23 protein-coding genes are annotated in these 26836 nt (G+C 65.7%); 11 read left to right on the plus strand and 12 right to left on the minus strand.

What is annotated here, in order from left to right; translation table 11 throughout:
- The first annotated feature begins 327 nt into the window (after positions 1-327).
- The 5 genes from QX051_RS21300 to gmk all read left to right on the plus strand — a co-directional run bounded on the left by QX051_RS21300 (position 328) and on the right by gmk (position 5287).
- Complete coding sequence (locus QX051_RS21300) at positions 328-567, plus strand: acyl carrier protein (protein WP_006610957.1); 240 nt, start codon at positions 328-330, stop codon at positions 565-567.
- A gap of 220 nt (positions 568-787) precedes the next feature.
- On the plus strand, positions 788-2053 hold the full coding sequence (gene fabF / locus QX051_RS21305; RefSeq protein ID WP_315739400.1) for a beta-ketoacyl-ACP synthase II: 1266 nt from the start codon (positions 788-790) through the stop codon (positions 2051-2053).
- Between the two features lie 278 nt (positions 2054-2331).
- On the plus strand, positions 2332-3612 hold the full coding sequence (mltG, locus tag QX051_RS21310; RefSeq protein WP_315777483.1) for an endolytic transglycosylase MltG: 1281 nt from the start codon (positions 2332-2334) through the stop codon (positions 3610-3612).
- Between the two features lie 124 nt (positions 3613-3736).
- Entirely contained in the window at positions 3737-4624 is an 888-nt protein-coding gene (locus tag QX051_RS21315; RefSeq protein ID WP_315777484.1) for a YicC/YloC family endoribonuclease, read from the plus strand.
- A 3-nt stretch (positions 4625-4627) separates the two neighbouring features.
- On the plus strand, positions 4628-5287 hold the full coding sequence (gene gmk / locus QX051_RS21320; RefSeq protein ID WP_315739402.1) for a guanylate kinase: 660 nt from the start codon (positions 4628-4630) through the stop codon (positions 5285-5287).
- A gap of 8 nt (positions 5288-5295) precedes the next feature.
- On the opposite strand, the gene QX051_RS21325 is transcribed toward gmk, so the two are convergent.
- The 8 genes from QX051_RS21325 to lptF all read right to left on the minus strand — a co-directional run bounded on the left by QX051_RS21325 (position 5296) and on the right by lptF (position 16696).
- On the minus strand, positions 5296-7614 hold the full coding sequence (locus QX051_RS21325; protein ID WP_315777485.1) for a hypothetical protein: 2319 nt from the start codon (positions 7612-7614) through the stop codon (positions 5296-5298).
- 321 nt (positions 7615-7935) lie between these two features.
- Positions 7936-8994: an alcohol dehydrogenase gene (locus QX051_RS21330; protein ID WP_315777486.1), complete on the minus strand. Its 1059-nt coding sequence runs from the start codon at positions 8992-8994 to the stop codon at positions 7936-7938.
- Positions 8995-9021: 27 nt separating this feature from the next.
- On the minus strand, positions 9022-9882 hold the full coding sequence (rsmA, locus tag QX051_RS21335) for a 16S rRNA (adenine(1518)-N(6)/adenine(1519)-N(6))-dimethyltransferase RsmA (protein ID WP_315777487.1): 861 nt from the start codon (positions 9880-9882) through the stop codon (positions 9022-9024).
- Complete coding sequence (gene pdxA, locus QX051_RS21340; protein ID WP_315777488.1) at positions 9879-10880, minus strand: 4-hydroxythreonine-4-phosphate dehydrogenase PdxA; 1002 nt, start codon at positions 10878-10880, stop codon at positions 9879-9881. The genes rsmA and pdxA overlap by 4 nt, the downstream gene beginning before the upstream one ends.
- Entirely contained in the window at positions 10880-11818 is a 939-nt protein-coding gene (locus QX051_RS21345; protein ID WP_315777489.1) for a SurA N-terminal domain-containing protein, read from the minus strand. The genes pdxA and QX051_RS21345 overlap by 1 nt, the downstream gene beginning before the upstream one ends.
- Before the next feature lie 104 nt (positions 11819-11922).
- Positions 11923-14433, minus strand: a complete 2511-nt coding sequence (locus QX051_RS21350) for an LPS-assembly protein LptD (RefSeq protein WP_315777490.1) — start codon at positions 14431-14433, stop codon at positions 11923-11925.
- Complete coding sequence (gene lptG, locus QX051_RS21355; RefSeq protein WP_315739410.1) at positions 14433-15530, minus strand: LPS export ABC transporter permease LptG; 1098 nt, start codon at positions 15528-15530, stop codon at positions 14433-14435. The genes QX051_RS21350 and lptG overlap by 1 nt, the downstream gene beginning before the upstream one ends.
- Positions 15527-16696 carry an LPS export ABC transporter permease LptF gene (lptF, locus tag QX051_RS21360; RefSeq protein ID WP_315749956.1) on the minus strand — a complete coding sequence of 390 codons (1170 nt, stop codon included), beginning with the start codon at positions 16694-16696 and terminating at the stop codon, positions 15527-15529. The genes lptG and lptF overlap by 4 nt, the downstream gene beginning before the upstream one ends.
- Before the next feature lie 339 nt (positions 16697-17035).
- Here lptF and QX051_RS21365 point away from each other — a divergent pair, with 339 nt between their 5' ends.
- The 3 genes from QX051_RS21365 to QX051_RS21375 all read left to right on the plus strand — a co-directional run bounded on the left by QX051_RS21365 (position 17036) and on the right by QX051_RS21375 (position 19732).
- Positions 17036-18571, plus strand: coding sequence for a leucyl aminopeptidase (locus QX051_RS21365; RefSeq protein WP_315777491.1), 1536 nt, complete (start codon positions 17036-17038; stop codon positions 18569-18571).
- A gap of 9 nt (positions 18572-18580) precedes the next feature.
- Positions 18581-19033, plus strand: a complete 453-nt coding sequence (locus QX051_RS21370) for a DNA polymerase III subunit chi (RefSeq protein WP_315739413.1) — start codon at positions 18581-18583, stop codon at positions 19031-19033.
- Positions 19034-19237: 204 nt separating this feature from the next.
- Complete coding sequence (locus QX051_RS21375) at positions 19238-19732, plus strand: hypothetical protein (RefSeq protein ID WP_315777511.1); 495 nt, start codon at positions 19238-19240, stop codon at positions 19730-19732.
- Positions 19733-19798: 66 nt separating this feature from the next.
- Here QX051_RS21375 and QX051_RS21380 read toward each other — a convergent pair whose 3' ends face one another.
- The 3 genes from QX051_RS21380 to QX051_RS21390 form a co-directional block, all read right to left on the minus strand.
- A complete protein-coding gene (locus QX051_RS21380; protein WP_315777492.1) occupies positions 19799-21667 on the minus strand; it encodes an ABC-F family ATP-binding cassette domain-containing protein in 1869 nt (622 codons plus the stop codon).
- Positions 21668-21718: 51 nt separating this feature from the next.
- Positions 21719-21910: a hypothetical protein gene (locus tag QX051_RS21385; RefSeq protein WP_315739415.1), complete on the minus strand. Its 192-nt coding sequence runs from the start codon at positions 21908-21910 to the stop codon at positions 21719-21721.
- A gap of 189 nt (positions 21911-22099) precedes the next feature.
- The gene (locus tag QX051_RS21390; protein ID WP_315739457.1) at positions 22100-22375 is read right to left on the minus strand and encodes a sulfur globule protein precursor; all 276 of its coding nucleotides are present in this window, start codon (positions 22373-22375) and stop codon (positions 22100-22102) included.
- A 286-nt stretch (positions 22376-22661) separates the two neighbouring features.
- Here QX051_RS21390 and ndk point away from each other — a divergent pair, with 286 nt between their 5' ends.
- Together ndk and QX051_RS21400 are read left to right on the plus strand one after the other, a co-directional pair.
- Positions 22662-23084, plus strand: coding sequence for a nucleoside-diphosphate kinase (gene ndk, locus QX051_RS21395; RefSeq protein ID WP_315739416.1), 423 nt, complete (start codon positions 22662-22664; stop codon positions 23082-23084).
- Between the two features lie 82 nt (positions 23085-23166).
- Complete coding sequence (locus QX051_RS21400) at positions 23167-24030, plus strand: TerC family protein (RefSeq protein WP_315777512.1); 864 nt, start codon at positions 23167-23169, stop codon at positions 24028-24030.
- Positions 24031-24067: 37 nt separating this feature from the next.
- Here the strand turns inward: QX051_RS21400 and QX051_RS21405 are convergent, their stop codons facing one another.
- Positions 24068-25153, minus strand: coding sequence for a substrate-binding domain-containing protein (locus tag QX051_RS21405; protein WP_315777493.1), 1086 nt, complete (start codon positions 25151-25153; stop codon positions 24068-24070).
- A 118-nt stretch (positions 25154-25271) separates the two neighbouring features.
- Between QX051_RS21405 and QX051_RS21410 the strand changes: the two genes are divergently transcribed.
- Complete coding sequence (locus QX051_RS21410) at positions 25272-26759, plus strand: aldehyde dehydrogenase family protein (RefSeq protein ID WP_315777494.1); 1488 nt, start codon at positions 25272-25274, stop codon at positions 26757-26759.
- Positions 26760-26836: the final 77 nt, after the last annotated feature.

Here is a 26836-nt window from a genome sequence, read left to right on the forward strand (position 1 = left end):
AACGCCATTGCAGGATTTCCAAACCCTGTATATTGGCGGGGCGAGCTACCATCGTTCGCCGGGCCTCCGTCGACTGGTGCTGCTGATCCGGGTTTCTGTTTGAGCGCTCTGGATCGGAGGCGTACCGGCCTCATGGAGAGTGTGGATTGGAGTTTGTGAGTGGCCCCGTTTCCGAAGTTTTCGGACCGCAAGTCGTCCGCCAAATTTCGGTAAAGGGGCGCTGCGGGGCAAATCTGGTTTTGCGCGATCGCGAAGGAAGTTTAGCGGCCGGGGTGATGCGGATCATCCGGGGGTCGGGTCTTAAAGGAACAAGCACGAGGTTGAACGATGAGTGAGATTGGCGAGCGGGTTAAGAAGATCGTGGTCGAACACCTTGGTGTCGAGCCCGAGAAAGTGGTCGACAACGCGAGCTTCATTGACGACCTCGGTGCTGACAGCCTCGACACGGTCGAGCTCGTCATGGCCTTCGAGGAAGAGTTCGGTTGCGAGATTCCGGACGACGCCGCGGAGACGATCCTGACTGTCGGCGACGCCACCAAGTTCCTCGAGAAGAACGCCAAGAGCTGACGCTCTAGCGAAGTTGCGCGAAACCGGCCGATCCGTCTTGTGCGGTCGACCGGTTTCTTGCTGTTGGCGGCGTCGCGATGAGCCGTCATCTGGCGGCCGGCGACGGACGATTCGGACGCGCTGCCTGGCCAGAACGTGTTACTCGAACAATTGACCCGAGGTGCGGCGACGGCAGTCAGCCGATCCACAAGCGCTCAAGGTCGGGTCTGGAGAAACGAACATGAGGCGGGTTGTCGTCACTGGCCTTGGCATGGTTTCGCCGCTTGGCTGTGGTGTGGAAACGACCTGGCAGCGCATCCTTCAGGGCAAGAGCGGTGCGCGCTTGATCGAGTCGTTCGATGTCTCCGATCTTCCCGCCAAGGTGGCCTGTCAGGTGCCGCGCGGCGATGGCTCCGACGGCACCTTCAATGCCGACCAGTGGATGGAGCCGAAGGACCAGCGCAAGGTCGACGATTTCATCATTTTCGCGATGGCTGCGGCGCGTCAGGCGCTCGATGACGCCAACTGGCATCCGGCAACGGAAGAGGACCGCTGCGCCACCGGCACGTTGATCGGGTCCGGCATCGGTGGCCTCTCGGGCATTGCCGACACTGCGATCCTCCTGAAGGAGCGCGGTCCGCGCAAAGTGTCGCCCTTCTTCATTCCCGGACGTCTGATCAACCTCGCCTCGGGCTATGTCTCGATCGAGCACGGGCTCAAGGGCCCCAATCATTCGGTGGTCACCGCCTGCTCGACCGGCGCGCATGCGATCGGCGACGCCAGCCGCCTGATCGCGCTCGGCGATGCCGATGTCATGGTCGCCGGCGGCACCGAATCGCCGATTTGCCGAATCGGCATGGCCGGGTTCTGCGCGGCGCGCACGCTGTCGACCGGATTCAACGAGACGCCCGAGCGGGCATCGCGCCCTTACGACAAGGACCGCGACGGCTTCGTGATGGGCGAGGGCGCCGGTGTGGTCGTGCTCGAGGAGTATGAGCACGCCAAGGCACGCGGCGCGCGGATCTACGCCGAAGTCTCCGGCTACGGACTGTCCGGAGATGCCTATCACATCACCTCGCCATCTCCGGACGGCGACGGCGGCTTTCGCAGCATGAGTGCCGCCTTGAAGCGTGCCGGCATCACGGCAGCCGATCTCGACTACATCAACGCCCACGGCACCTCGACGCAGGTCGGCGACGAGATCGAGCTCGGCGCCGTCGAGCGTCTGCTCGGCAATTCCGCGTCGAAGATCTCGATGTCCTCGACCAAATCGTCGATCGGTCATCTCCTGGGAGCTGCGGGCGCCGTCGAAGCGATCTTCAGCATTCTCGCGATTCGGGATAACATCGCTCCGCCGACGATCAATCTGGAGAACCCGTCGGTGGAGACCGCGATCGACCTCGTGCCGCATGCGCCTCGCAAACGCGAGATCAACGTGGCGCTGTCAAACTCGTTTGGTTTCGGCGGCACCAACGCGTCGGTGGTTTTGCGGCGCGTGGCGAACTAGTGCGGAAGGACGGATGCCGCTCGGGCCGATTGTCGCTTGGTCACGTGGATATCCGACTGCAGCCACACTAGAACCCAAGACTTCGCGTGTCCTTCGCAGGTCGGCCTTCGGCGCCGATGCGGTAAGTGGATGCGCATGGCGGTGAGGCCCGGCGAAAACACCTTTTCGCCGTATTCGATGACGACATGACGAATCGTTAAATTGGGCGTGGACTTCAGGTCGCTTGCGTTGGGGAGCGCACGGCCACGACGAGAGCGACAGGACTGAAGGTTGCATCGATGAGTGAACGGCCGCCCATCTCACCCCGCAGCCCGCGCGCAGCGCTGGAGCCGGAACGCGTGCCGCCGCCGCCGCGCCGCTCCGACCGCGCCCGCAATCCGTTCGTGGTGGTCGGCAATGCGATCATCACCTTGCTCATCCTGGCCATGCTCGGCGTGGGCGCGGCCTACTATTATGGACGGCAGATCCTCGAAGCGGCAGGACCGCTGCAGGAGGACAAGATCGTCAATATCCCGCAGCGCGCGGGTAAACGCGATATTGCCGACGTACTCGCGCGTGAAGGCGTGATCGACGTCAATCCGTGGATCTTCATTGGTGGGGTCTATGCCCTGAAGGCCAGTTCCGACCTCAAGCCGGGCGAGTATGCGTTCCAGAAGAATGCGTCGTTGCGCGACGTGATCGGCGTCATCGTCGAAGGCAAGGTCGTGCAGCATTCGGTGACCGTGCCCGAGGGCCTGACGTCAGAGCAGATCGTGGCCCGCCTGTCCGAAAACGAGATCTTCACCGGCAGCGTCCGCGAGATTCCGCGCGAAGGCACGTTGTTGCCGGAGACCTACAAGTTCCCGCGCGGCACCAGCCGCGACCAGGTCGTGCAGCGCATGCAGCAGGCGCAGAAGCGGGTGTTGGCCGAGATCTGGGAACGGCGTAGTCCGGATCTGCCGGTCAGGACGCCGGAGCAGCTGGTGACGCTGGCTTCGATCGTCGAAAAGGAGACCGGCAAGCCCGACGAGCGCAGCCGGGTGGCCGCCGTATTCGTCAACCGGCTGAAGCAGAGGATCAAGCTGCAGTCCGATCCGACCATCATCTATGGTCTGGTTGGCGGCAAGGGCACGCTGGGCCGTCCGATCAAGCGCAGCGAGATCACCCAGCCGTCGCCCTACAACACTTATGTGATCGAGGGCCTGCCGCCGGGACCGATCTCCAACCCCGGCCGCGCCTCGCTGGAAGCGACGGCCAATCCGGCGCGCACGCGCGATCTCTATTTCGTCGCCGACGGCACCGGCGGCCATGCGTTCACTGAAACCTACGACCTGCACCAGAAGAACGTCGCCAAGCTCAGGGCGATGGAGCGGCAGACCCAGAACGACACGGTCGAGCCCGACGAGGCGCCGCCTGCCGTCGCGGGCGGCGCGGCCGATCCGGCGGCCCCACGGGCTCCCGCAGCGGCAAAGAAGCCGCCGGCCAACCGCGCCACCGGCGGAGTTGCACCGGGGGCCGCACCTGGCAATGGCGCCCGTCAGGGGGCGGCGCAGCCGAGCCCGCCGGTCGTTCAGCAATAATTTCCCACGCATGTCGGCCGCGCAGAACCGGGCTTAACATTTGCCCAAAAGGCCGTAAGGTTCGCGCACTTTTGGCGGGGGCTGAGTCTGTCCTCGTTCCCAATGTGCCGGAGACATGTACGAAATGGCGCTGTCGAGCATGACCGGCTTTGCCCGTAGCCACGGAGCAAGCGGTCCCTACTCGTTCGAGTGGGAGTTGAAGTCGGTCAACGCCAAGGGATTGGACATCCGGGTGCGGTTGCCGCAGGGCTGGGACGAGGTCGAGGCCTTCGCCAAGAAGCGCGCAACGGAAGTCCTGTCGCGCGGCACCGTCTATGCGAATCTCACCGTCAAGCGCACCGAGACCGGGTCGACGGTGCGAATCAACGAGGACGTGCTGGCTGCGGTGGTGAAGATGGCGAGCTCGCTTGCGGGCCGGATCGACGCGGTCGCACCGAGCATCGATGGACTGTTGTCGATCAAGGGCGTGATCGAGGTGGCGGAGCCGGAGAGTGACGAGGCCGAGGACAAGGCCGCCAAGGAGGCGGCGATCGCGGCGTTCGAGACCGCGCTGAAGCATCTCGTCGAGATGCGCCGGCGCGAGGGCGGCACACTCGGACAAATCCTCAATCAGCGCGTCGACGAGATCGAGGCGCTGGCGAAAAAGGCGGAGGCATCGCCGGGCCGCAAGCCCGAGGCGATCAAGGCGCGGCTGGCCGAGCAGGTGGCAGCCCTGCTCGAGACCTCCGATCGTTTCGATCCCGATCGCCTGGCGCAGGAGGCGCTGCTGATCGCGGCCAAGGCCGACGTGCGGGAGGAGCTCGACCGCATTGCCTCGCACATCGCGCAGGCGCGCGAGATGCTCGGCAAGGGCGGGCCTGTCGGCCGCCGGCTCGACTTCCTCGCCCAGGAATTCCATCGCGAGGTCAACACCACCTGCTCGAAGTCGAACGATATCGAGCTGACGAACATCGGCCTCGAGATGAAGACCGTGGTCGAGCAGTTCCGCGAACAGGTTCAGAATCTGGAGTGATCCATGGCGGCTCACGACGGAAGCTTCGATGGGGTCGAGCGGCGCGGCCTGATGTTCGTGCTGTCATCGCCTTCGGGGGCAGGCAAGACGACGCTGTCGCGCCTGCTGATCGAGCGCATGCCGGGCTTGCGGATGTCGGTATCGGCGACGACGCGTCCGATGCGCCCCGGTGAGATCGACGGCCGCGACTATCACTTCGTCGACCGGGCGCGCTTCGAGGACATGGCCAAGCGCAACGAGCTGCTCGAATGGGCCACCGTGTTCGACAACCGCTATGGCACGCCACGCGCGCCGGTCGAAGCGGCGCTCTCCGGCGGCCAGGATGTGCTGTTCGACATCGACTGGCAGGGCACGCAGCAACTGCGCGAGAAGGCGCGGCAGGACGTCGTCAGCGTGTTCATCCTGCCGCCGTCCGCCGCCGATCTCGAGAAGCGGCTGCATACGCGTGCGCAGGACTCCGATGAGGTCATACGCGGGCGCATGAGCCGCGCCAGTCACGAGATGAGCCATTGGGCGGAGTACGACTACATCGTCATCAACCGCAACGTCGACGATGCGTTTGCCGAGGTGCAGTCGATCCTCAAGGCAGAGCGCCTGAAGCGCGAGCGCCGGACCGGATTGACGACCTTCGTCCGCGAGTTGCAGCGCCAGCTCGAAAGCTGAGGCGCCTGTCACGCCCGTCGGCCGAGGCGCGCCAGGATGTCCTGGATGCCGTCGAGCGACTCATCCTGCTGAATGTTGCGCGGCCGCGGCCGCAGCGCCGGCGGCCGCGGAATGAAGTCGAGCGGCGGGGTCGCCGGGTCCTCGAACGGCGTCGGCACGAACAGGGGGCGCTGCTGCTGCGCCCGCTGCGCCTGCGGTCTGTCGATGGGGAGCGCGGCGGGGATCGACGACCGCGATTCCAGGAGACTCATCAGTCGGGCCGCGGGATCATCATGCATGTGCGCGACGTTCTGCTGAGCCTCGACGGAGAACTCCTCGTGCTCCTCCTGCTGCGGCTCTGCCTCCAGCTCGTCTTCGGGCAATGAAAAGCGCGACTGCAGAAGGTTGATCAGCGCCGCCGCGGGATCGTCGAACTCATCGTCTTCGGCGGCAGGGGCCTCCGACATCATCGCGGGTCCGGCCACGGCGATGTCATCGTCAGGCTGAGGGGCCGGTTGTCGTGCCGCGTGCGCGCGAAGCGTCTCGATCAGTGCGGCCGCTGGATCGGCTGGTGCTGTCGACGGCGCGCGCGTGGGTTGATCGGGCATCGCGGGAACGGGCTGAGCGGCCGGCTGGCCGCCACGCAGACGATCCGTCAGATGTTGCGACGCCGGCGTGGTCTGGGGGGCCGCGTCCTCACGCGCTGGCGGAGCCGTCTCAGCGAGGACCGCTGCAGCCGGAGCATCGCCAGCCTCGCCGGGTTGCGTGGTACGCCGCTTGGCCGCGCGCGATACCAGCAACGCGGCAATCACCTTGGCGGCGTCGATCGGGGCGCCGGCAGAGGGGGACGCGGCTTCGCTGCTGCGGGCCTTGCGCAGCGCCGACACGATTTCGCTGACGTCGACAGGGGCGGGTGGGGCGGCGCTCGTGCCAGCCTGCGTCGGTGGCGGTGCGGGTGGCGGCATCGGTGCGGCCGCCTGGACGCGGATGGGATTCGCAGGTTCAACTCGCTGCGCGGCCGGCCAGGGCTCGGCGGGTGCGGTCGGCGCCGCATAGGTCGGCGAGCGTTGCGAGGCGGCTGCGGCAGCGGCGCTCGCCTGGGCTGCTGCAATCTTGGTGGCAGCGGCCTGCGCCGCGGCCATCTGGGCAGCCGTCAGTTGTGCTTGCGCCGGAGCAGCAGGCGATGGAGCAATTGCGGCAGCCGGCGATGGCTGCACGTTGGCCGCAGCCGCCTGTGCCCCGGAAGGCTCAGCCCGGCGCACCGCTGCGCGATCCACCAGCTCATCGACCGCCTGCCACACTGCGTCGGTGGACTGCGACCGTTGCATCTCCGCAGCCGCGTCCCGGTCGCGTCGGCGAGCGGCCACGGCCGGGTGATCCTGATGCTGGGGAGACGGCGCCGGTCGCTGTGCACGGGGGTCGATCTGGTCCGTTGAAGCGGACAGCCGCGCGCTGGCGAGGTCGAGCGCCGAAGCCGGCTGAGAGCCGCGGCTGCCGCCTGGATGGGATGGTGCCGCCGGCATGCTGCCGCGGTTCGCACGCATCCCGCCCTGCGGCGCCTTGGACCGTGGCTTCATGCGACCACGGCGCATCCGTACTGCGTCCGCGTGCCAGCTGCCGTTGCGCCGTTGCCGCCGTCCCATCCGGCTGAGCCGATAGAGCGCGCTCGCCAGCAGTCCTGAAATCGCGAGTGCGCCGATCACCACGAGCATGAGCACGTGGATGGGCGCTTCGGGCTTGCTCGGCTTGGGTGCGATGATCGGCCCGTCGGCAGCCGGCGCCGCATTCGCGTCCGGCTCCACATTGCCGTCGTCGGCCATCGCCGGCGGCGGCGCATCGGCTGCAATCGGGTCAGCCTGTTGCGGCGGGGCAGAGGGCCAGGGCGAGCTATCGAGGCTGCGCGGCAGGCTGGCGTCCGACGCCGTCAGCGTCGTCCGTGTGGCGAGGGTCTGCGGCTTCGGCGTGCCTCGCACGGCGAGATCGGTACGCAGCCGCGGCTGCGGCGCTTCTGCGAGGGCATCGCTGGTGCGAACGACCGGGCCATCGGTGCGTCTTGGCGTCAGTTTGGGTGGAGCGGGCTGTGCGAAGTCCCAGGGAGCCGGCTGCTGCGTCGCCCGTATCGGTGCCGCGGCGTCACGGGGGTTGCCGTTGGCGTCTTTCAGATACCAGCAACGCCGATTGGTGCCACGATCGAAACGATAGTACCAGCGTTGCGCGTCGGACTTCTCTCCCGTCGGCTCGGTCAGACATTCCTCCGCCGCGAAGACGACGCGCGGCAGCACGAGCACGACGGTGCCAGCGATTCCGGCAGCAATGGCAAATGCAACTCCTGCCGTTCGGCTTGCCATTGAAGACTCCGGATACGCTTACGCAACGGCGCGTTCTCGGAGACAAGTTGGGTGGCAATGAGCCGCAATTCCGGATTAATTCTGTCTCGATCCTTTCGTGTCCGAGTGCGGCTTTTTTCCCACAAGAGGGTTTGCATCGCGCCGCGATTTTGGCCGCGCTATCGCGCCAAATCGGTCACATCGGTGAAGATGGACCTGGTTTTTCACCCTCAAGGATCAAGGGCGTCACACCGACAACCTCTGCGTTTGTGGACAAATGATTGGCAGCAGCGGCAGCGGTGCAGCACCGCCGCCGCGTCCGATGTCGCAACAGGCGACGGATCAGTTCGTCAGCACCACACGTCCGACCACATGGCCGGCGCGCAGCGCATCGATCCACTTCTGTACGTCAGCCATCGGCTCCTCGCGCATCGGCGGCGGCTTGATCTTGCCGGCGCGCGCGAGCGCCATCAACTCGTGCGCCTCGGTCAGCGTGCCGACCATGAAGCCCTCGATGGTCATGCGCTTGTACACCCATTGAACCATCGGCAGGGTGAACTGGCCGCCCATCAGTCCGGAGACGACGATCTTGCCGCCGCGTGCGACGACGGACACCGCAAAGGCCATCGACTTCTCGTTGCCGGCGAAATCGACGACCTCGTCGAAGCCGCCCTCGGTCTCCTTGAGGATGCGCTTGACGACATCCGGCTCAGCGGGATCGTAGGCCATCGTGGCGCCATTCTTCAGCGCGGTCTCGCGCGCGGCCGCCGAGAGGTCGGCCACCGAGATCGGTTGCTTGAACATCGCCTGCGCGAACGACAGGCCCATCATGCCGACGCCGCCGAGTCCGATCAGCAGCAGATTGCGCTGGCGCGGCCGATCCACGAGGCGCTTGAGCGCGCCATAGGCCGTTACGCCGGAGCACATCAGCGTCGCGGCCTGGTTGACCGGCAGCGGATCGTATTCCAGCAGATATTTCGCATCCGGCACCAGCACGTGGGTGGCGAAGCCGCCGTCGATCGAGACGCCGAGGAAGCGCTGCTTGGCGCACAAATTCTCGTCGCCATTGGCGCAATCGCGGCATTGGCCGCAGCCGATCCACGGAAACACTGCGCGGCGCGCGCCGATCAGCTCCTTCGGCACATCGGGTCCGACCTCGTCGACGACGCCGGCGATCTCATGCCCGAGCGTGAAGGGCAGGGTCATGCCGCGTGTGGTGTCGAGTCGCTTGCCATTGCCGAGATCGGCATAGCCGTCCTGGATATGCAGGTCGGAGTGGCACAGGCCGCAGCGCTCGATGCGAACCAGAACTTCCCGGCCTTGCGGCTTCGGCGTCTCGACGATCGTCTCGCACAGCGGTGCATCGAACTTGACGAGCGACTGACGGCGCATCAACGCCATGATGAAACTCCCTGAAATGCTTGTTGATTAAGACTTGTTCTCGTTGCGACTATTGGTCAATTCGCGGGCCATGGCAACAAAGCCGGAAACCGGAATGGTCTCGGCGCGGCGGGTGGGATCGACGCCTGCGGCGGCCGCGAGCCGCACGGGATCCGCCGGCAGCGACTTCAGGCTCTGCCGCAGCATCTTGCGGCGCTGGCCGAAGGCGGCGGCCGCGACCTGCTCGAGCGCGCGGCGGTCGCATGGTTCGGGCGAAGGGCGCGGCACCAGCCGCACCACCGACGAGGTGACCTTCGGCGGCGGCACGAAGGCCGACGGCGAGATGTCGAACAGGATCTTGGTCTCGCAGCGCCAGTTGGCGAGCACGCCGAGCCGGCCATAGGCGTCCTCGTTCTCGCGCGCGACGATGCGCTCGGCGACCTCGCGCTGAAACATCAGCACCATCATGTCGTACCAGGGCGGCCACGGCTCTACGGAAAGCCAGCCGATCAAGAGATGCGTGGCGATGTTGTAGGGCAGGTTGGCAACGATCTTCGCCTTGGTGCTGCCGAGATAGGGCCGGACGTCGAAGGTGCGGGCGTCGGTGCAGACGATTTCGAGCCGGCCGGGGTAACGGTCGGCGATCGCCTGCAGCGCCGGGATCGCGCGCTCGTCGTGCTCGACCGCGATCACGTGGCGGGCGCCGAGCGCGAGCAGCGCCCGCGTCAGGCCTCCCGGGCCGGGGCCGATCTCCACCACGGTGGCGTCCTCCAGGGGACCTGCGGCCCGCGCGATGCGGGCGGTGAGATTGAGATCGAGCAGGAAGTTCTGACCGAGCGCCTTGCGCGCCGACAGCTGATGTTCGCGAATGACCTCGCGCAGCGGCGGGAGGTCGTCGATCGCGCTCATGACGACTGGCTGGCCATGCGCGCCGCGAGCTCGAGCGCCGCGATCAGGCTCGCCGGATTGGCGGTGCCCTTGCCGGCAATGTCGAAGGCCGTGCCGTGGTCGGGCGAGGTGCGGATGAAGGGCAGGCCGAGCGTCACGTTGACGCCCTCGTCGAACGCCAGAGTCTTGATCGGGATCAGTGCCTGATCGTGGTACATGCAGATGGCGCAGTCATAGGTCTTGCGCGCAGCTTCATGAAACATCGTGTCTGCCGGCAGCGGTCCCTTCACGTCGAGCCCGGCGTTGCGCAACGTCGCGATCGCCGGCGCGATGATCGTGTCCTCCTCGCCGCCGAGCGTGCCGTCCTCGCCCGCATGCGGATTGAGTCCCGACATGGCGATGCGGGGCCGCGCCACGCCGAAATAGCGACGCAGGCTCGCCGCGACGATTCGCGTCGTCGACGTGATCAGCGGGCTCGTCAGCTGTTCGATCGCATCGCGCAACGCGACGTGGATCGTCACCGGCACCACGGCGAGAACAGGCGACCACAGCATCATGACCGGCTGTGGCGTGGCTCCACCATCGGCGGCGAGCTCGGCGAGAAATTCGGTATGGCCGGGATGCGAGAAGCCGGCGCGGTAGAGGACGGCCTTGGCGATCGGGTTGGTCACGACGGCGCTGGCGCGTCCGGCCCTCACGTCGGCCACGGCCTCCCGGATCGAGCCGATGGCCGCCTCGGCACTCGTCATGTCCGGGCGGCCCGGCAGGGCCGTCACGGCGTGCCCGGTGGAGACCACGGGCAGCGCGGTCGCAAACGCCTGCGCCGCTTGTTCGGGACGAACCTCGTCCACAGTGACGGGGAGGTCGAGCAGCTTGGCGCGCTGAGCCAGGAAGGCCGGATCACCGCGCACGTAGAAGGCGGGGAGTCCGAGCTCGGTGCGGCGCAGCCACGCTTGCAGGGTGATGTCGGGGCCGATGCCTGCCGGTTCCCCCAGGGTCAGCGCGAGCGGCTTCGTCATCAGCGATATTCGATCATCGCCGCCTTGCGGACTTCCTGCAGATAGGCCTTGGAGGTGGCCTCGTATTTCTTGGTGTACATCTGCTCCTTGATCTCGCGCTTCTTCGGCGTGTCGATCGTGGTCGGAGTCCGCGAGCAGAGCGCCACCATCTGAATGCCCTGCCGTGTCGCTTCCGGCGGAGTCAGGTGGCCGATCGGCGTGTCATCGAGCAGCTTGCGCAGATTCGGCGGAATGTCGGCGGACGTCTTGACGACGATCTCCTTGATGACCGCATTCGCCGTCGTCTTGAAGATGTTGTTGGCTTCGGCGCAGGTCTGCACCCGTGAGCGCAGCGCCTCCGCCTCCTTGTGACGTGCCTCCATCAAGCCCTGGTTCGAGGAGTTCGACACGATCAACACGATCGGCTGCATCTTGTACTCGAACGCTTGGCCCTGCTGATCGCCGTCGCCGCCGGCGGCGGCGACAGCCGCGGCGACGTCCTTGTCGGAGACGAGCAGCCGCTCCTTGTAGCGGCCGCGCACCAGGCTGCTCCAGACGATCTCGGCCTTGATGCGGGCCTTCAGCGTCTCCGGCCGCACGCCCTGGCTCTCCAGCGATTTGGTCAACTGTTCCGGGTTGAGCCGCATGCGAGAGCCCATGCCGGCAAACGACTGGTCGACGTCGGAGGCAGTCGGCTCGACGCCGTACTTCTTGCCCTCCTTGATCTTCACCTTGTCGTCGATCAGCTCGTTGATGATCTCCTGGCGGGACTGATGCTTGCGAGTGCTCAGGAAGTTCAGCTTGGTGCGCTGCTCGATGTCATAGTCCGTGATGGGATCGCCATTGACCATGACGACGATGCTCTGGGCGCGAGCCGACATCGTTCCGATGCCGCAGACGAGTGCGGCAAGAGTGCAGATGGCCAGGGCCCGAAGGCGAGGAGAGAACGCGATCGTCATGACCAAGCTTCGCTGTCGCTATTGATCCAACTGGAAACCGCGCCACGGCTCCCGACGAGGGACTTTCGAACCCCACGGAGCGGCCCGTCGGAGACTGGCGCGCGCTACTGAAGGCCCCCAGCCCCGGTTCCCGTGGACGAGGAATTGGCCAGCGTCCGGAGTCCGATCTGGAGCATATAGGCATGGCTCAGAACGGGAGGAGTGGTGCCTGCCGTATAATTATACGACGTTACATAGTTGGCAGCCAGCACGAAACAATCATCCACATAGCCGGCGCCGATCACATACTGGTTGATCTTGTTGGCTGCCAGATCCCAGCGCGCTGCACCCGTGACGACCCAGTTCGGCGCCACCTTGACCGAGCCGCTGCCGAGGATGCCCTCACGCCGGTCGAGATAGCCGAGCGCCGGATCGGCGGCATAGTTGCCGTAGGTCAGGGCCACCGACCAGCGGTCGAAATTCGCCTTGGCTTCCGCCTCGAAGCGCTGGATGTTCAGGGTCTGCTGGTCGAACCGGCTGCGCATGCTGAACGTGTAGGTGCGGTTCGGCGAGTAATCGACACGCGCCACGTAGTCCGAGACGTTCTTGTCCAGGCCGGAGCCGATGGCGGTGTTGTTGGCATCCTGCACCGCGAACGAGTTCATCCCGAACAAATGGTAGGACTGGCCGAACAGCACGTTGATGGTGCCGCCGCGGTCGAACTGCGTCGTCGCCTGGACGCCGACATTGGCGCGGCCGCCGCCCTCGACGCGGCCGTAGCCGGAGAACTTGTCGACGCTGAACAGGTTGCTGGCGTCGAACACCATGCTCTGGGCGTCCTCGTTCGGCAGCCGGCCGGCATAGGTCTCGTTCGGACGGATGATCACTTGCGCGATCGGCTCGATCGTCGTGGTGCCCCACGGCTGAACGTTGATGAACGGATAGCGATATTCCAGGCCGACCGTCGGCATCAGCCGCAGTGCCTGGGTGTCGCCGGTCTGCAGGAAGTTGCCCACGCCCGGCTGGTTCGAGACGTTGGCGTTGATCGCATCCGCGCGCAGGATCGCGAACGGCGTCCAGATCTGGCCATAGGGATCCGTGAACGACCGCCGCCACTCCGCCTGCGCAGTCAGGCGGGTGTAGGTGCCGGGCGTGGCGCGCAGCAGGCACTGGTTGGGCAGGCGCGCCCGCGGATCGGCGGATACCGTCGTACACAGTCCGGCGGTGTTGGCCGTGGTCGTGATCGGGTCGAACACCGCCGTCTGGCGGCTCAGATTGACGAAGTTGGTCTTGTAGCTGAACTCGCCGCCGAACACGGGGTAGTTCAGCACGTTCGAGTAATCCAGCACCGGATAGACCACCGGCACGGTCTGCTGGTTGCCTGAGAAGCTCAGATAGTGGATCGCCCGGACGTCGAAGAAGCTGCGGCTGCCGACGCCGGTCAAATACAGCTGCGAGATCGCTTCGGTCGGGAGGCTCATGAACGAGTTGAACGGGTCGCGGTACTGCGCCAGCCGGTAATCCGACAGGAACATGTAGTCGGACAGCAGGATGCCGTCCCAGCCCCAGACCCACTTGTCGTTGAGCGCGAACTGGCCCTTGGTGTCGACGCCGCCGCGGAATTGGCGGTTGCCGGGCTGGCCGGCGAAGGCTTGGGGGTCGAGCTGGTCGATGCCGTACAGGCGCACCTGGTAGCTGCCATTGCTGAGGCGCTGGCGAAATTCGGTCTGCAGCAGCACGCCCTGCTTGGAGGTGATGCGCGGCGTGAAGGTCGCGTCGTAATCCGGCGCGATCGCCCAGTAATAGGGGATGTCGACGCCGAAGCCGTAGCCGCCGGTCTGGGTGATGCCGGGCATCAGGAAGCCGCTCTTGCGCTTCACGGTCGGATCGGGCGTCGAGAAGTAGGGGATGTAGGCCAGGGGAACGCCGAAGAACTCGAGCTGGGCGTTCTCGAAATACAGCATCTTCTCGGTCTGGTCGTGGATGATGCGCGCACCCTTGACCTGCCACAGCGGCGGCTTCTTCGGATCGTCCTTGCAAGGCGCGCAGGCGGTGTACACGCCGTTCTCGAAGACGGTGTAATTGCCCTTCGAGCGGTCGGCGCGGGTCGCCGCCATCCGCGTCTGGTCCTCGGTCTCGACGCGCAGCGAATCGACGAAGCCGTCGCGATAATCGTCGGACAGATCGAGGCTGTTGGCGTAGGTGATCTTGCCGTCGGCGTCGGTCATGCGGATGTTGCCTTCCGCATGCAGACGCTTGGTCTTCTGGTCGTAGATCACCCGGTCGGCCTCGACCGAGGTGCCGTTGTAGAACAGCTGCACGTTGCCGACCGCCGACACGCGCGAGTTGTTGTAGTCGTAATCGACCTCGGTCGCCTGCACCAGCATCTGGTTGTCGTTGGCGACGCGCGGCGGCGGCGCCTTGGGCGGGCGCGGATTGTAGGTGAAGCCCTGCGCGGCGGCAGGACTCGGCGCCACGACCCCGGTCGCAGCCGCAACCATCAGGCCGAGCCCGCAGGCCAAAACGAATCCAAGCACGCCAGACCCGGCGCGACGCACGCGCACGCAACCGCGGCGCGCAACGGCATGCTGCCGAAGCGCGGCGAGCGCTGTCTGACGGACGGCAACGAACGACACTAGCCGTCCTCCTGGTAGAGCAAAGCCATGAAACCGGTGAGGCCGCCGACGAACACCGGCAACCACGCCGCAGCGATCGGATTCATCAACTCAGCCTTGCTCAAATCTTCAGTTACTTTCGACAGAACGTAGAGCAGAAACCCGGCGCCCACGCCACTCAAAACCATTTTCTGTACGCCACCCATTCGGAAGAACCTGAGCGACACGGACGCAGCGAGCATGACCATCGCAGCCAGCAAAAACGGCTGCGCGATCAGCTTATGATACTGCAGTCGGTACCCCGCGGTCGCGAAGCCTGAGCTCTCCGACGAACGGATGTATGTCGGCAGTTGCCAAAACGACACAGTTTCGGGGGTGGAGAAGCTGTTTCGGACCTGCGCCGGCGTCAGGCTGGTCGGAAGAATGAACGTCGGTTCGTCGACAGGGGGCGCATCGAGGGAGAATCGGCGCACCGAGCGGAAGACCCACCGGCCTTCTTCGAGGGTCGCCTCGCGGGCTTCGATTCGCTCCTTGAAGTGCTTGTCCGTATCAAAACGGAACAGGGTCAGTCCGGTCAGGCGGACGCCCTGCTGCTCGCTGCGGGCGGCATTGATGATCACGGAGCCGTCCGGGTTGATCTGGTTGAGCCAGAAGCCGGCCGCATCCTGCACGCCGCCGCCGGGGGCCGCGCCGAACAGCTCGGCCTCCATGCGCTTGGAGAGCTCGCGCAGATTGGCCGACATCGGGTTGTAGAGGGTCGTGGCCATCAGCCCGAGCACGATGGCGCTTGCCAGCGCCGGCGCGATGAACTGCCAGGCGGAGACCCCGGCTGCGCGTGCCACCACGAGTTCGAGCCGGCGCGACAGTGCGAGATAGCAGGTCATGGCGCCGATCAGGACGCAGAACGGCATCATCTTCTCGAGCAATTGCGGCACCCGGAACAGCGACGTCTCCGCCACCATCAGCGCCGAGGCGGAGGCGAGCCCGGAGGTCTTGCGCACCATCTCGATGTAGTCGACGAGCACGAGCAGGATGAAGATGCTCGCGAACACGCCGACCGCCGAGACCAGGAAGCGGCCGGCGAAATAGCGCCCGAGCGTGTTGGTGACCATGCTCATGCGGTGGCCGGCCTTCCGAACAGCCGCGCGATCCGCGCGTTCGAGCGGTTGATGGCTTCCATCAGCCGCGCCGGCGGCTCGACCACCACGCCGCCGATGATGATCCAGATGCTGAGGCCGAGCACGCCGAACAGCATGAGGTACTGCACCAGGGCCGCCATCGGCGTCTTCACCGTCATGACCGAGCAGGCGAAGCCCGCCATGCGGACGCCGAACACGGCGAGGATGGCGCTGCCGAACGAGAAGTTGCGGCTCTGGCGTGTCGTCCGCGGCGCGCCCAGGAATGCGAAGGTGAGGGCCGCGAAGGCGAACGGATAGATCGGCGCCAGGAAGCGGTCGTGCAATTCCTGGCGGAATTGTCCCGGGATCTGCTTGTAGATCGGATCGTTCTCGGCGGGGGCCATCAGCTCCCAGAGATAGCGCTCGCGGATGCCGAGCGTGACGTCGCGGCCCTGATTCGAAAACTTCGACATGTCGAAGGCGTAGCGGGCGAACGCGACCATCGCCGGCTCGCGCTTGCCGAGCTCGAAGCGTTCCAGATTGCCGTCCTCGAGCACCAGGAACGAGCCGTCGGCATTCTTCACGACGGTGCCCTTCTCGGCGATGATCGTGATTCGCTCCTTGGGGTCGCGGCGGTCGTCGATCAGGATGCCGGACAGCTCGCCGCCGGGTTGGCGCTCGCGGATCCGGATGGTCAGGTTCTGGTCGAGCTGCGCGAACCGCCCGGGCTGCAGGATGTTGGCGAGCACGTCGGCGGTGATCTCGGCATCCCACTGCTTGATCCGGCGCAGGCCGTCGGGGGCGAAGAAGGCGGCGATCACCGTCACCAGCACGGCCACCGCGCAGGTGGCATAGGCGAACGGCACGAACAGCCGGATCGGCGACATGCCGGCCGCGTTCATGACGATGATCTCCGAATCGGTCGCGAGTTTGTTCAGCGTGTGCGAGACCGCGATCATCAGCGCAATCGGCGCGATGACGCCGAGCAGGGAGGGAATCACGAGCCCGGTGATGCCAAGGAAGGTCAGGATCGTCTGGCCCTGGCTGGTCATCAGGTCGATGCCGCGCAGCGCCTGCGTAATCCAGATCACGCCGGTGAGGCTGACCAGGACCAACGCGAACGACGCCAGCGTCGTGCGAAAGATGTACCTGTCGATGGACCCCATCGTCTGCGCTCGATCCCCAATCAGCAGTCCCGGAACGAGCGCTGCAGCCCCCCTTAAAACGGGTCCCCCAAGGCCGCTGTCGCCGTGACGTTCCAAGAGCAGTGAATATCATTACCATCTCGTTGATCCGTCGACAAAATGGCTGTGGCGTGGCGCCCCGAAAATACGGTCAAAATTTCATGATTGTGACTGGCCCGCCACGCGGCGCTTGGCAGCCGCGGCCCGGGCAGGTCATACTGCTGCCAAGTTGGGTTCCGAACTGCCGCCATCCGCGTCTGGTCCTTGAGGTTTTCGGCCGGACGTGGCGGCTCATCACGTCGAAATTTGGAGGATTGCTTGATGTCCGACGCCGTCAAGGTCGGCTTCGTCCCGCTGTCGACCGCCCCGCGCGGCATCGTGGTGGCGTTCTGCGATGACACCCTGCGACTCGGAGTCGCGACCGAGAAGGCCCTTGGGGGAGCCTCGGACCTGATCAAGCGCGCGGCCGGGGCAGCCCGGTTCAAGGGCAAGGATGGCGCGGTGCTGGACCTGCTGGCTCCTGAGGGAATCAAGATTCAGCGCTTGATCGTCATTGGCACTGGCAAGGGTTCAGACCTCAAGGACAAGGATTTTCTTAAATACGGCGGTACTTTAGCCGGAAAATTGAACTCCGGAACTGAAGCGGTGGCGGTGCTGGCCGAGTTGCCTTCGGGACCGCTGTTGCCGGATCAGGTCAGCTCGCTGGCCACCGGGATCCGGCTGCGGGCCTATCGGTTCGATCGCTACAAGACCAAGAAGAAGGACGAAGAGGGCGCCGTCAGCGCCAATGTCTCGATCGCCGTGGCGGATGCCGCGGCGGCCAAGAAGGCGTTCGCGCCGCGGTCCCACGTCACCGACGGGGTGATACTGGCGCGCGATCTCGTCAACGAGCCGCCGAACGTGCTCTATCCTGAGGAGTTCGCCAAGCGCGCCGCCGCCTTGCGCAAGCTCGGCGTCACCGTCGAGATCCTCGACGTGCCTGCGATGAAGAAGCTCGGCATGGGCGCGCTGCTCGGCGTCGGCCAGGGCTCGGCACGGCCGAGCCGCACCGTCGTGATGCACTATAATGGCGGCAAGCGCGGCGAGCAGCCGGTCGCCTTCATCGGCAAGGGCGTGTGCTTCGACACCGGCGGCATCTCGATCAAGCCGGCCGGCTCGATGGAGGACATGAAGGGCGACATGGGCGGTGCGGCCTGCGTGGTCGGCCTGATGCATGCACTCGCCGCACGCAAGGCCAAGGCCAACGTGATCGGTGCCATCGGCCTGGTCGAGAACATGCCGGACGGCAATGCCCAGCGTCCGGGCGACATCGTCACCTCGATGTCCGGCCAGACCATCGAGATCATCAATACCGATGCCGAGGGCCGGCTCGTGCTCGCCGACGTGCTGTGGTACGTCGCGACCAAGTTCAAGCCGAAGTTCATGATCGACCTGGCAACCTTGACCGGCGCGATCATGGTCGCGCTCGGCACCGATCATGCCGGCCTCTTCACCAACAATGATGATCTCGCCGACAAGCTGTTCAAGGCGGGGCAGGAGACGGGTGAGAAGGTCTGGCGCATGCCGCTCGGCCACGAATACGACAAGCTGATCGATTCGCAGTTCGCGGACATGAAGAATACCGGTGGACGCCATGGCGGCTCGATCACTGCTGCGCAATTCCTGCAGCGCTTCGTCAACGACACGCCGTGGGCGCATCTCGACATCGCCGGCACCGCGATGGGCGCGCCGAAATCGGAGATCAACCAGAGCTGGGGATCGGGCTATGGCGTCCGGCTGCTCGACCGGCTGGTGTGGGATTCCTACGAATCCAAATCCGACGCCAAAGCTGAAGCCAAGTCCGGCGCCAAGGCGTGACGCGGGACGATGACAGAAGTCCTGTTCTACCATCTGCAGAACATGACCATTGAAGGCGTGCTGCCGCCGCTGCTCGAGAAGTCGCTCGAGCGCGGTTGGCGCGTCGTGGTGCAGTCGACATCGGAGGAGCGCGCGGATGCGCTCGATGCGCATCTGTGGACCTATCGCGACGATTCGTTTCTGCCGCATGCCACCTGGCGGGTGGCCGATGTGGCCGACCAGCCGATCGTGCTCGCGGTGGAAGAGAGCAATCCCAACGGCGCAAACGTCCGTTTCCTGGTGGACAACGCGCCGCTGCCATCGGACTCGCACAGCTACGAGCGCATGGTGCTCGTATTCAACGGCGATGATGCGGACGCGCTCGCGGCTGCGAGATCGGCGTGGACCGATTGCAAATCGCGGGGATTCGAGGTCACCTACTGGCAGGCGGATGAGCGGGGGCGTTGGCAGCGCCGGCAATGATGCGGAAGTCCGTGAAGCGCCAATGATGGCAGCGCGGCGCGATTCATGATAAACTGCTGATTTACCGGCAGAGCGTTGGCAAAGTCACGAACGTGCCGCAAAGTGATGTTGGGACAACACGTTAGAGTGTCCACAGGTTGCAATTCAGCAAGGTTCATCGTGCGAGACCACAACAAACAGCTGACGCGCGCTCTGGCGTTCCTTGTGCTTGCCCCGGTCGTCGCCGGATGCTCGAGCACGCCCGATTTCCTGTCCAAGGACACCGAGTGGTTCAACCGGCCGCAGCGCCTGTTCATCAGGAACATCTCGATCGACGCGCCGCCGCTGACGCCGGATAAGCCGGTCACGGCTGAGGACCTTGTGAGCGCCGAAGGCGCGTGCCCGGGCATGGCGCCTGCGGCCGGTGCTGCGGGCGCGAACGCGCTGGCGAATGATCCCGCCGCCGCAACGCCGGCCGTCGGCGGCACCGTCGCACTCGGCCATACCGAATGCGACGTGGTGCGCGGCATCGGTGCACCCGACAACGTCAACGTCTCGAGCAATGGCGGTGAGCGCGTGGCCACGGTGACCTGGCTGCGCGGCGCGCGCGCCGGCGTCTACACGTTCAGCTCTGGCCGCCTGACCTCGGTCGAGCGAGCGCCCGATCCGGGACCCGCGCCGAAGACGGCCAAGCCGAAGGCGAAGAAGCGCGCGACCTGAGTGTGCGCTGAAGTTGCCGAGAGAGTAGTTCGTCGGACGAACGTTGGTTCGTCGCGGATTGCTCGATCAGCCGGTTGCCTCGTCATACAACGTGCTCGCTTCCAGCCATTGCTCCTCGGCGCGCGCCAGCGCGTCGGCGGCATTGGCCCGTGCCTTCGACAATTGCGCCGCCTGTTTCGGGTCGCGTGTGAAGATGTCGGGCAGCGACAGCGCGCCGTCGATCTTGGCGATGATCCCGGTGATGCGGGCGATCTCGGCTTCGACCGCCGTGATCTTCTGCTTCAGCCCGCTCCGCCTGTTGTCGCCGCGCGGCCGCTCTGCTTTCTCGGTCACCTGCGGACGTTCGGTCTCTCGGGTGCCGGCGCCGCTGCGTGACGACAGGACCATGCGCCGGTAGTCATCGAGATCGCCATCGTAGGTCTTCACCGTGCGGTCGGCGACGACCCAGAGGCGGTCGGCGCAGGCCTCGATCAGATAGCGGTCGTGCGAGACCATGATCACGGCGCCGGGAAATTCGTTGATCGCTTCGGCGAGCGCGGCGCGGCTGTCGATGTCGAGATGGTTGGTCGGCTCGTCCAGGATGATCATGTTGGGGCCGAAGAAGGTCGCGAGCCCGAGCAGCAGCCGCGCCTTCTCGCCGCCCGACAGGCTCTTCACCAGCGTGTCAGCGGCCTTGCCGGAAAACCCGATCGCACCGGCGCGCGCGCGCACTTTCGACTCCGGCGCGTCACCCATCAGCTTGCGCACGTGACTATACGGCGATCCGGTCTCGTCCAGCTCATCGAGCTGGTGCTGGGCGAAATAGGCGATCGACAGCTTGTCGGCGCGCGTGACCTTGCCGGAGAACGGCGCGAGCCGGCCGGCCAGCAGCTTCACCATCGTGGACTTGCCATTGCCGTTGGCGCCGAGCAATGCGACGCGGTCGTCATTGTCGATGCGTAAGGTGACGCGGTTGAGCACCGGTTGCGCTGGGTCGTAGCCGACCGAGGCGTTGTCGACCGCGATGATCGGCGGCGACAACAGTCGCTCCGGTGCGGGGAACGTGATCTCGTGCACGTCCTGGGTGACGAGCGCGGTGATCGGCTTCATCCGCTCCAGCATCTTGACGCGGGACTGCGCCTGGCGCGCCTTCGAGGCCTTGGCCTTGAAGCGCTCGACGAAGGCCTGCAGCCGCGCGCGCTCCGCTTCCTGGCGCTTGACCGCCTTGGCATCGAGCATCTCGCGGGTGGCGCGCTGCTCCTCGTAGGAGGAGTAGCTGCCGCGGTACAGCGTGAGCTTGCAACGGTCGAGATGCAGGATCTGGTCGACGGAGGTTTCCAGCAGATCGCGGTCATGGCTGATCACGATCACCGTGCGCGGATAGTGCGCCAGATGATCCTCGAGCCACAGCGTGCCCTCGAGGTCGAGATAGTTGGTCGGCTCGTCCAGCAGGAGCAGGTCGGGCGCGGCGAACAGCGTGGCCGCGAGGGCGACCCGCATGCGCCAGCCGCCGGAGAATTCGGCGCAGGCTCGCGCCTGATCCGCGGCGGAAAATCCGAGGCCGCTGAGAATCGCGGCCGCGCGCGCCGGGGCGGAATGCGCGTCGATGTCGACGAGGCGGGTCTGGATCTCGGCGATACGGTCTGCGTCATGGGCGGTCTCGGCCTCGTGCAGCAGCGCGTGCCGCTCGAGGTCGGCCCGGAGAACCACCTCGATCAGGCTTTCGGGCCCGCTCGGGGCTTCCTGGGCCAGGCTGCCGATGCGCCACCGCGGCGGCACGCTGATGCTGCCGGTCTCCAGCGACAGTTCGCCGCGGATCGCTTTGAACAGGGTGGACTTGCCGGTGCCGTTGCGGCCGACCAGCCCGACGCGCGCGCCCGGCGGAATCTGCACCGAGCTCTGGTCGATGAGAAGCCGTCCGGCGAGGCGGATGGAGATGTCGGTGATGGAAAGCATGCGCGCCTTGTCACCGCGCGCGCGGCCAAAGGCAACCGCTTTGTCGCGGTCTCAGCGGCCGGATAGGCTCGTCCCGGCCTCGTCGCGCTTGCGCAACTCGTTCATCAGGTCCGCAAGGGAAGCCGGCAGGTGAGAGCCGTCCGGCGGCAGGCTGCGTTGCAGGCGCTCGCCGACGGCCTCGCAGATCGACCGGCTGGTCTTGCGATCGAGAGCCTCGCTGAAATTGGCGGTGCGGCCAGACATGACGGAATTCCACGAGCAGTTGCAGGACGATGGCGTAACAAGTCGTGGCCGCTCGATTTGTTTCCAGCTCCTGACCGGAATACCCCGAAATGAGTTTGAAACTGCACAAAAAAAGCCCCGGCGTGGGGGAGACGCCGGGGCGATGCGAGTTCGGTGCGGCGGGGGGCGGGTGCCGCGCCGAGGCTCGTATCAATAGCAGCGGTTGATCAGGCGCCAGCGCGGTCCCCACGGGGTCGGAACCACGCGGCGCACATAGCAGCCGCCATAGCCGTAGCTGTAGGCCGGGCCGCCGACGAAGAAGCGGGGACCGTAGAACGGACGGTGCCAACCGCCATGCCAGCCGCCTCCGTGCCAACCACCGCCATGCCAGCCACCGTGCCAGTGAGCCGAGGCGGCGGTCGGGGCGAGGGCGGCTGCGCCGAGGGCAACGGCGGCCGCCGCGATGAGGGAGAGTTTGCGCAACATGATCGTCTCCTGGATGACAGCGTTGGAGGCGCCGAAATTGTCCGACGGATGAGGCTGGGAGAGGGCGGCCACCGGAACGCTGCTGGCTCGTCCTCGCCCGATACCGAACACGTTAAGACATGACAGCTGAATGATGGTCGCACGAACCCTTCAGGCTATGTTCAGAAACGTGAAATTGTCGTAAGGCGTTGCGCCTCCGGGCTGGGTCCCGGTCGCTTGCCGTCGACCAATCGCGTCGATATAAGCCCGCAACCCACCCAAATCCCGCACCTCCAAGGACGACATCATGGCGATTGAGCGCACCTTTTCGATTATCAAGCCCGACGCGACCGAGCGTAACCTCACCGGCGCGATCAATGCGCTGATCGAGAAGGCCGGCCTGCGCATCGTGGCTCAGAAGCGGATCCGCATGACCCGCGACCAGGCCGAGACCTTCTATGCCGTGCACAAGGCGCGGCCGTTCTTCGGCGAGCTGGTCGATTTCATGATCTCCGGCCCGGTCGTCGTCCAAGTCCTCGAAGGCGAAGGAGCCATCCTGAAGTACCGCGACGTGATGGGCGCGACCGATCCGTCGAAGGCCGCCGACGGCACCATCCGCAAATCGCATGCGAAGTCGATCGGCGAGAACTCGGTGCACGGCTCGGATGCCGCCGAGACGGCTGCGGTCGAGATCGCGCAGTTCTTCGCCGGCAACGAGATCGTCGGCTGAGCCATGATCGCTGCGGCGGAGCCTCGCTCCGCCGCATGCCGACGTGCTCAATCTTCGTTGAACCGATCTGAAAGGCTTGGCCGTGAACTGGCTGTCGCAACTCGCTGATCCCGCCACTTTCGGCCATTTGCTCGCTCAATTCGAGGCCGACCTGCAGAGCCCGGGCTTCTGGCTCGCGCTCGGCAAGATCGTCTGGATCAACGTGCTGTTGTCGGGCGACAATGCGCTGGTCATCGCGCTCGCCTGCCGCGGCCTGCACGGCAAGCATCGCGTCTGGGGCATGGTGGCCGGCTCCGGCATTGCCGTCGCACTGCGCATCGCCTTTACCGGCATCGTCGCCACCCTGATGGCGCTGCCGTACCTGAAGCTGATCGGCGGGCTGGCGCTGATCGTGATCGCCGCCAAGCTGCTGGTGCCCGAGGACGAGAACGACGAGATCGCAGCCGGCACGACGCTGTGGCATGCGGTCCGCATCGTCGCGCTTGCCGACCTCGTGATGAGCCTCGACAACGTGATCGCGGTGGCTGCGGCCGCGAACGGCCAGGCGTCCCTGCTGATCATCGGCCTCGCCATGAGCATCCCGCTGATCATCGCCGGCGCCGCGCTGATCATGCTCGTGCTCGATCGGGTCCCGCTGCTGGTCTGGCTCGGCGCGATGTTGCTCGGCTGGGTGGCCGGCGAGGTGATCGCGACCGATCCCGCGATCGAGCCGATGCTGCACCATCTCCTCGACGGCACCGTGGTCATCAACATCGAGGCGACCTCGGCGCTGTTCGCCGGCAAGACCAATCTCGCGAGCCATGTCGATGTCATGGAGACGCTGATGTCGCTGATCGGCGCCGGTGTGGTGCTGATCGCCGGCTCGATCTGGCGCGGCCGCGCGCTGCAGCGTCAGGCCGAGAGCGAGCTGCAGCCGGTGCCGGAGCGCGGCGTCGATCTGCCGTAGCTGATCGTCAGGACGCGCCGCATCCGACCGGGCGGCGTCAGGACTCCGCATCCAGCCGATCGAGGAATTCGCGAACGGTGTGGACCGATCCCGTGGCGGCTGGCTGGTAGCCGGGCAGGGCAGCGACGGCGCGATGGAATTCGTCGCCCTTCATCACCTCGAGCACCCGCCGCATCGAGTCGGTTTCCAGAAACGATTTATGGCAGGCGAAGAAATAGTCCTCGGTGAGGATACGGATGAAGTCGAGCCCGAACTGCCGCGCGGCAGCCTCGACGCCGAAGCAGACGTCGGCCATGCCGCTCGCGACATAGGCGGCGACGGCTGCATGGGTGAACTCGATCTGCTGCGCGCCATTGATGCTGGTTTCGTCGATGCCTTGTGACGCGAGCAACTGATCGAACAACAGGCGGGTGCCGGAATCATGATCGCGATTGACGAAGCGCGCCCTGCCGTCGGCAAGATCGGCCAATGAACGGATGGACAGCGGATTGCCGCGCTTGACCATCAGCCCCATCTCGCGGGTCACGAAGCTGATGACGCAGTCCTGCTTGGGATCGAGCCAATCCCGGCAGGCCTGGATGTTCTGGGCACGCAGCTCGCCGCGCGGCAGATGCAGTCCCGACAGGTCGCATTCGTCTTGCGCCAGCGAGGCCAGCGAATGCTGGCTGCTGACATAGCGGACATCGACCCCGACCCCAGACTCGCGATCCAACAGCTCGCGCAGCTTGGCGACGGCAAAGCCGTGGCTGGCGTGAACGCGGATCACGCCAGGATGCGGCTGCAGGAACGGCTTGATCTCGGTCGCCAGCTCCTGCGCCAGATTGTCGAGCTGCGGGCCGAGGCGGGCCTGCATGCGCTCGCCGGCCCAGACCAGCTTGTCGCCGAACGCCGTGAGCTTCGATCCCTTGCCGCGCTGGGTCTCGACCAGCGGCACGCCGAAGAATTCAGACCACTGCTCGATCAGATTCCAGACGTGACGATAGGACAGATGCGCGTCACTGGCCGCGCTGGTGATCTTACCCGTCCTCCCGATTTCACTGAGCACGCGGAGCATCACGACGATGCTCTGCGGGCCGTCGTCCTTGTAGAAACGCCAGACAGGTTCGATCGCGATCCGCAACATCAGGGCCCGCTTGTGAAGTCGGCTTCATATGACCGCCGGCCATAGGCAACCGATATCATATTTACGAACAGATATTTGTTCTTACCTTCATTGGTATACAACAAACGGAGGAAATATGATGTCGATTGCATATGATTACGAGCGCGGCGCGAGGGGGACGTCCTATCTGACGAAGCCGTTCCAGCTCCTGATCGGCGGCAGGCATGTTCCCTCGGTTTCGGGACGCACCTTCACGTCGCTCAATCCTGCAACCGAGCAGGCGATTGCGACGGTCGCCGAGGGCAATGCCGAGGATGTCGATCTCGCAGTCGCCGCGGCCCGCAAGGCCTTCGAAGGGCCGTGGCGAACGATGCGTGCGGCGGAGCGCGGCGCGATCCTTCTGAAATGGGCGCAGCTGTTGCGCGACCACGCCGACGAGATCATCGAGCTCGAAAGCCTCGATGCCGGCAAGCCGGTGTCGGCGATCCTGCGCCAGGATCTTCCCGCCGCCATCGATACGCTCACCTATTACGCCGGATGGGCCGACAAGATCAGCGGTGAAGTCGTCGCCACGCGCGATGATGCGCTGACCTATACGGTGCGCGAGCCGGTCGGCGTGGTCGCGGCGATCGTGCCGTGGAATTTCCCGCTGATGATCGGGATGTGGAAGCTCGCGCCGGCGCTGGCCTGCGGCTGCACCGTCGTGATGAAGCCCGCCGAGCTGACGTCGCTGTCGGCGCTGCGGATCGGGGAGCTCGCGCTCGAAGCCGGACTGCCGCCCGGTGTTCTCAACATCGTGACCGGCCCCGGGCGCACCGTCGGCGAGGCGCTGGTCAACCACCCCGATGTCGACAAGGTCACGTTCACCGGCTCGCCCGGCGTCGGCCGCGGCATCATGAAGGCGGCGGCCGGCAACTTCAAACGCGTCTCGCTCGAGCTCGGCGGCAAGTCGGCCAACATCATCTTCGACGATGCGAACATCGAGGCCGCCGCAAAGGCTGCGGCCAGCGGCATCTTCTTCAACACCGGGCAGGTGTGCTCGGCCGGATCGCGGGTGCTGGTGCAGGAGCGCGTGTATGACGAGGTGGTCGAGCGCCTGACCGAGCGCGCACGGGCGCTGCGGATCGGCGATCCGCTCGATCGCGCAACCTCGCTCGGACCGGTCATCTCCGAACGACAGATGAAGACGATCCTCGACTATGTCGACATCGGACGCAACGAAGGCGCTACGCTCGTCACCGGCGGCCAGCGCGCGGCCGCCCGCGGCTATTTCGTCAGCCCCGCCGTCTTCGCCGGCGTCACGCACGACATGCGGATCTCGCAGGAAGAGATCTTCGGACCCGTGGTCAGCGTGATCAAGTTCAGGGACGAGGCCGAGGCGCTGCGGATGGCGAACGGCACGGCCTACAGCCTGGCCGCCGGCGTCTGGAGCCGCGACATGGGGCGCGTCCATCGCTTCGCCAAGCGCCTGCGCGCCGGCACCGTGTGGATCAACACCTATGGCTACACCGATGTGCGGCTGCCTTGGGGTGGCGATCGTGACTCCGGACTGGGCCGCGAGCACGGCACGGCCGCGCTGGACAACTTCACGGAGCCGAAATCCGTCTGGATGAATCTTGCGGTGTGAGCCAGCCGTCGGTTGACGCGGACGGCCGCCATTCGCATCGGCGGCCGTCTGCGCGATCCAACGGATCAGTCGGCCTT

It is taken from the genome of Bradyrhizobium sp. SZCCHNR1053 (assembly GCF_032381235.1).
Taxonomy (GTDB): domain Bacteria; phylum Pseudomonadota; class Alphaproteobacteria; order Rhizobiales; family Xanthobacteraceae; genus Bradyrhizobium.

Excerpts from the sequence above, each read along its gene's own strand:
- QX051_RS21365 (WP_315777491.1), top strand. The coding sequence starts at position 17,036 with ATGTCCGACGCCGTCAAGGTCGGCTTCGTCCCGCTGTCGACCGCCCCG.
- QX051_RS21405 (WP_315777493.1), bottom strand. The coding sequence starts at position 25,153 with ATGTTGCGGATCGCGATCGAACCTGTCTGGCGTTTCTACAAGGACGAC.
- QX051_RS21315 (WP_315777484.1), top strand. The coding sequence starts at position 3,737 with ATGGCGCTGTCGAGCATGACCGGCTTTGCCCGTAGCCACGGAGCAAGC.
- QX051_RS21410 (WP_315777494.1), top strand. The coding sequence starts at position 25,272 with ATGTCGATTGCATATGATTACGAGCGCGGCGCGAGGGGGACGTCCTAT.
- QX051_RS21380 (WP_315777492.1), bottom strand. The coding sequence starts at position 21,667 with ATGCTTTCCATCACCGACATCTCCATCCGCCTCGCCGGACGGCTTCTC.
- QX051_RS21390 (WP_315739457.1), bottom strand. The coding sequence starts at position 22,375 with ATGTTGCGCAAACTCTCCCTCATCGCGGCGGCCGCCGTTGCCCTCGGC.
- QX051_RS21330 (WP_315777486.1), bottom strand. The coding sequence starts at position 8,994 with ATGGCGTTGATGCGCCGTCAGTCGCTCGTCAAGTTCGATGCACCGCTG.
- gmk (WP_315739402.1), top strand. The coding sequence starts at position 4,628 with ATGGCGGCTCACGACGGAAGCTTCGATGGGGTCGAGCGGCGCGGCCTG.
- mltG (WP_315777483.1), top strand. The coding sequence starts at position 2,332 with ATGAGTGAACGGCCGCCCATCTCACCCCGCAGCCCGCGCGCAGCGCTG.
- QX051_RS21385 (WP_315739415.1), bottom strand. The coding sequence starts at position 21,910 with ATGTCTGGCCGCACCGCCAATTTCAGCGAGGCTCTCGATCGCAAGACC.
- ndk (WP_315739416.1), top strand. The coding sequence starts at position 22,662 with ATGGCGATTGAGCGCACCTTTTCGATTATCAAGCCCGACGCGACCGAG.
- rsmA (WP_315777487.1), bottom strand. The coding sequence starts at position 9,882 with ATGAGCGCGATCGACGACCTCCCGCCGCTGCGCGAGGTCATTCGCGAA.
- QX051_RS21300 (WP_006610957.1), top strand. The coding sequence starts at position 328 with ATGAGTGAGATTGGCGAGCGGGTTAAGAAGATCGTGGTCGAACACCTT.
- pdxA (WP_315777488.1), bottom strand. The coding sequence starts at position 10,880 with ATGACGAAGCCGCTCGCGCTGACCCTGGGGGAACCGGCAGGCATCGGC.
- QX051_RS21345 (WP_315777489.1), bottom strand. The coding sequence starts at position 11,818 with ATGACGATCGCGTTCTCTCCTCGCCTTCGGGCCCTGGCCATCTGCACT.
- fabF (WP_315739400.1), top strand. The coding sequence starts at position 788 with ATGAGGCGGGTTGTCGTCACTGGCCTTGGCATGGTTTCGCCGCTTGGC.
- QX051_RS21325 (WP_315777485.1), bottom strand. The coding sequence starts at position 7,614 with ATGGCAAGCCGAACGGCAGGAGTTGCATTTGCCATTGCTGCCGGAATC.
- lptF (WP_315749956.1), bottom strand. The coding sequence starts at position 16,696 with ATGGGGTCCATCGACAGGTACATCTTTCGCACGACGCTGGCGTCGTTC.
- lptG (WP_315739410.1), bottom strand. The coding sequence starts at position 15,530 with ATGAGCATGGTCACCAACACGCTCGGGCGCTATTTCGCCGGCCGCTTC.
- QX051_RS21370 (WP_315739413.1), top strand. The coding sequence starts at position 18,581 with ATGACAGAAGTCCTGTTCTACCATCTGCAGAACATGACCATTGAAGGC.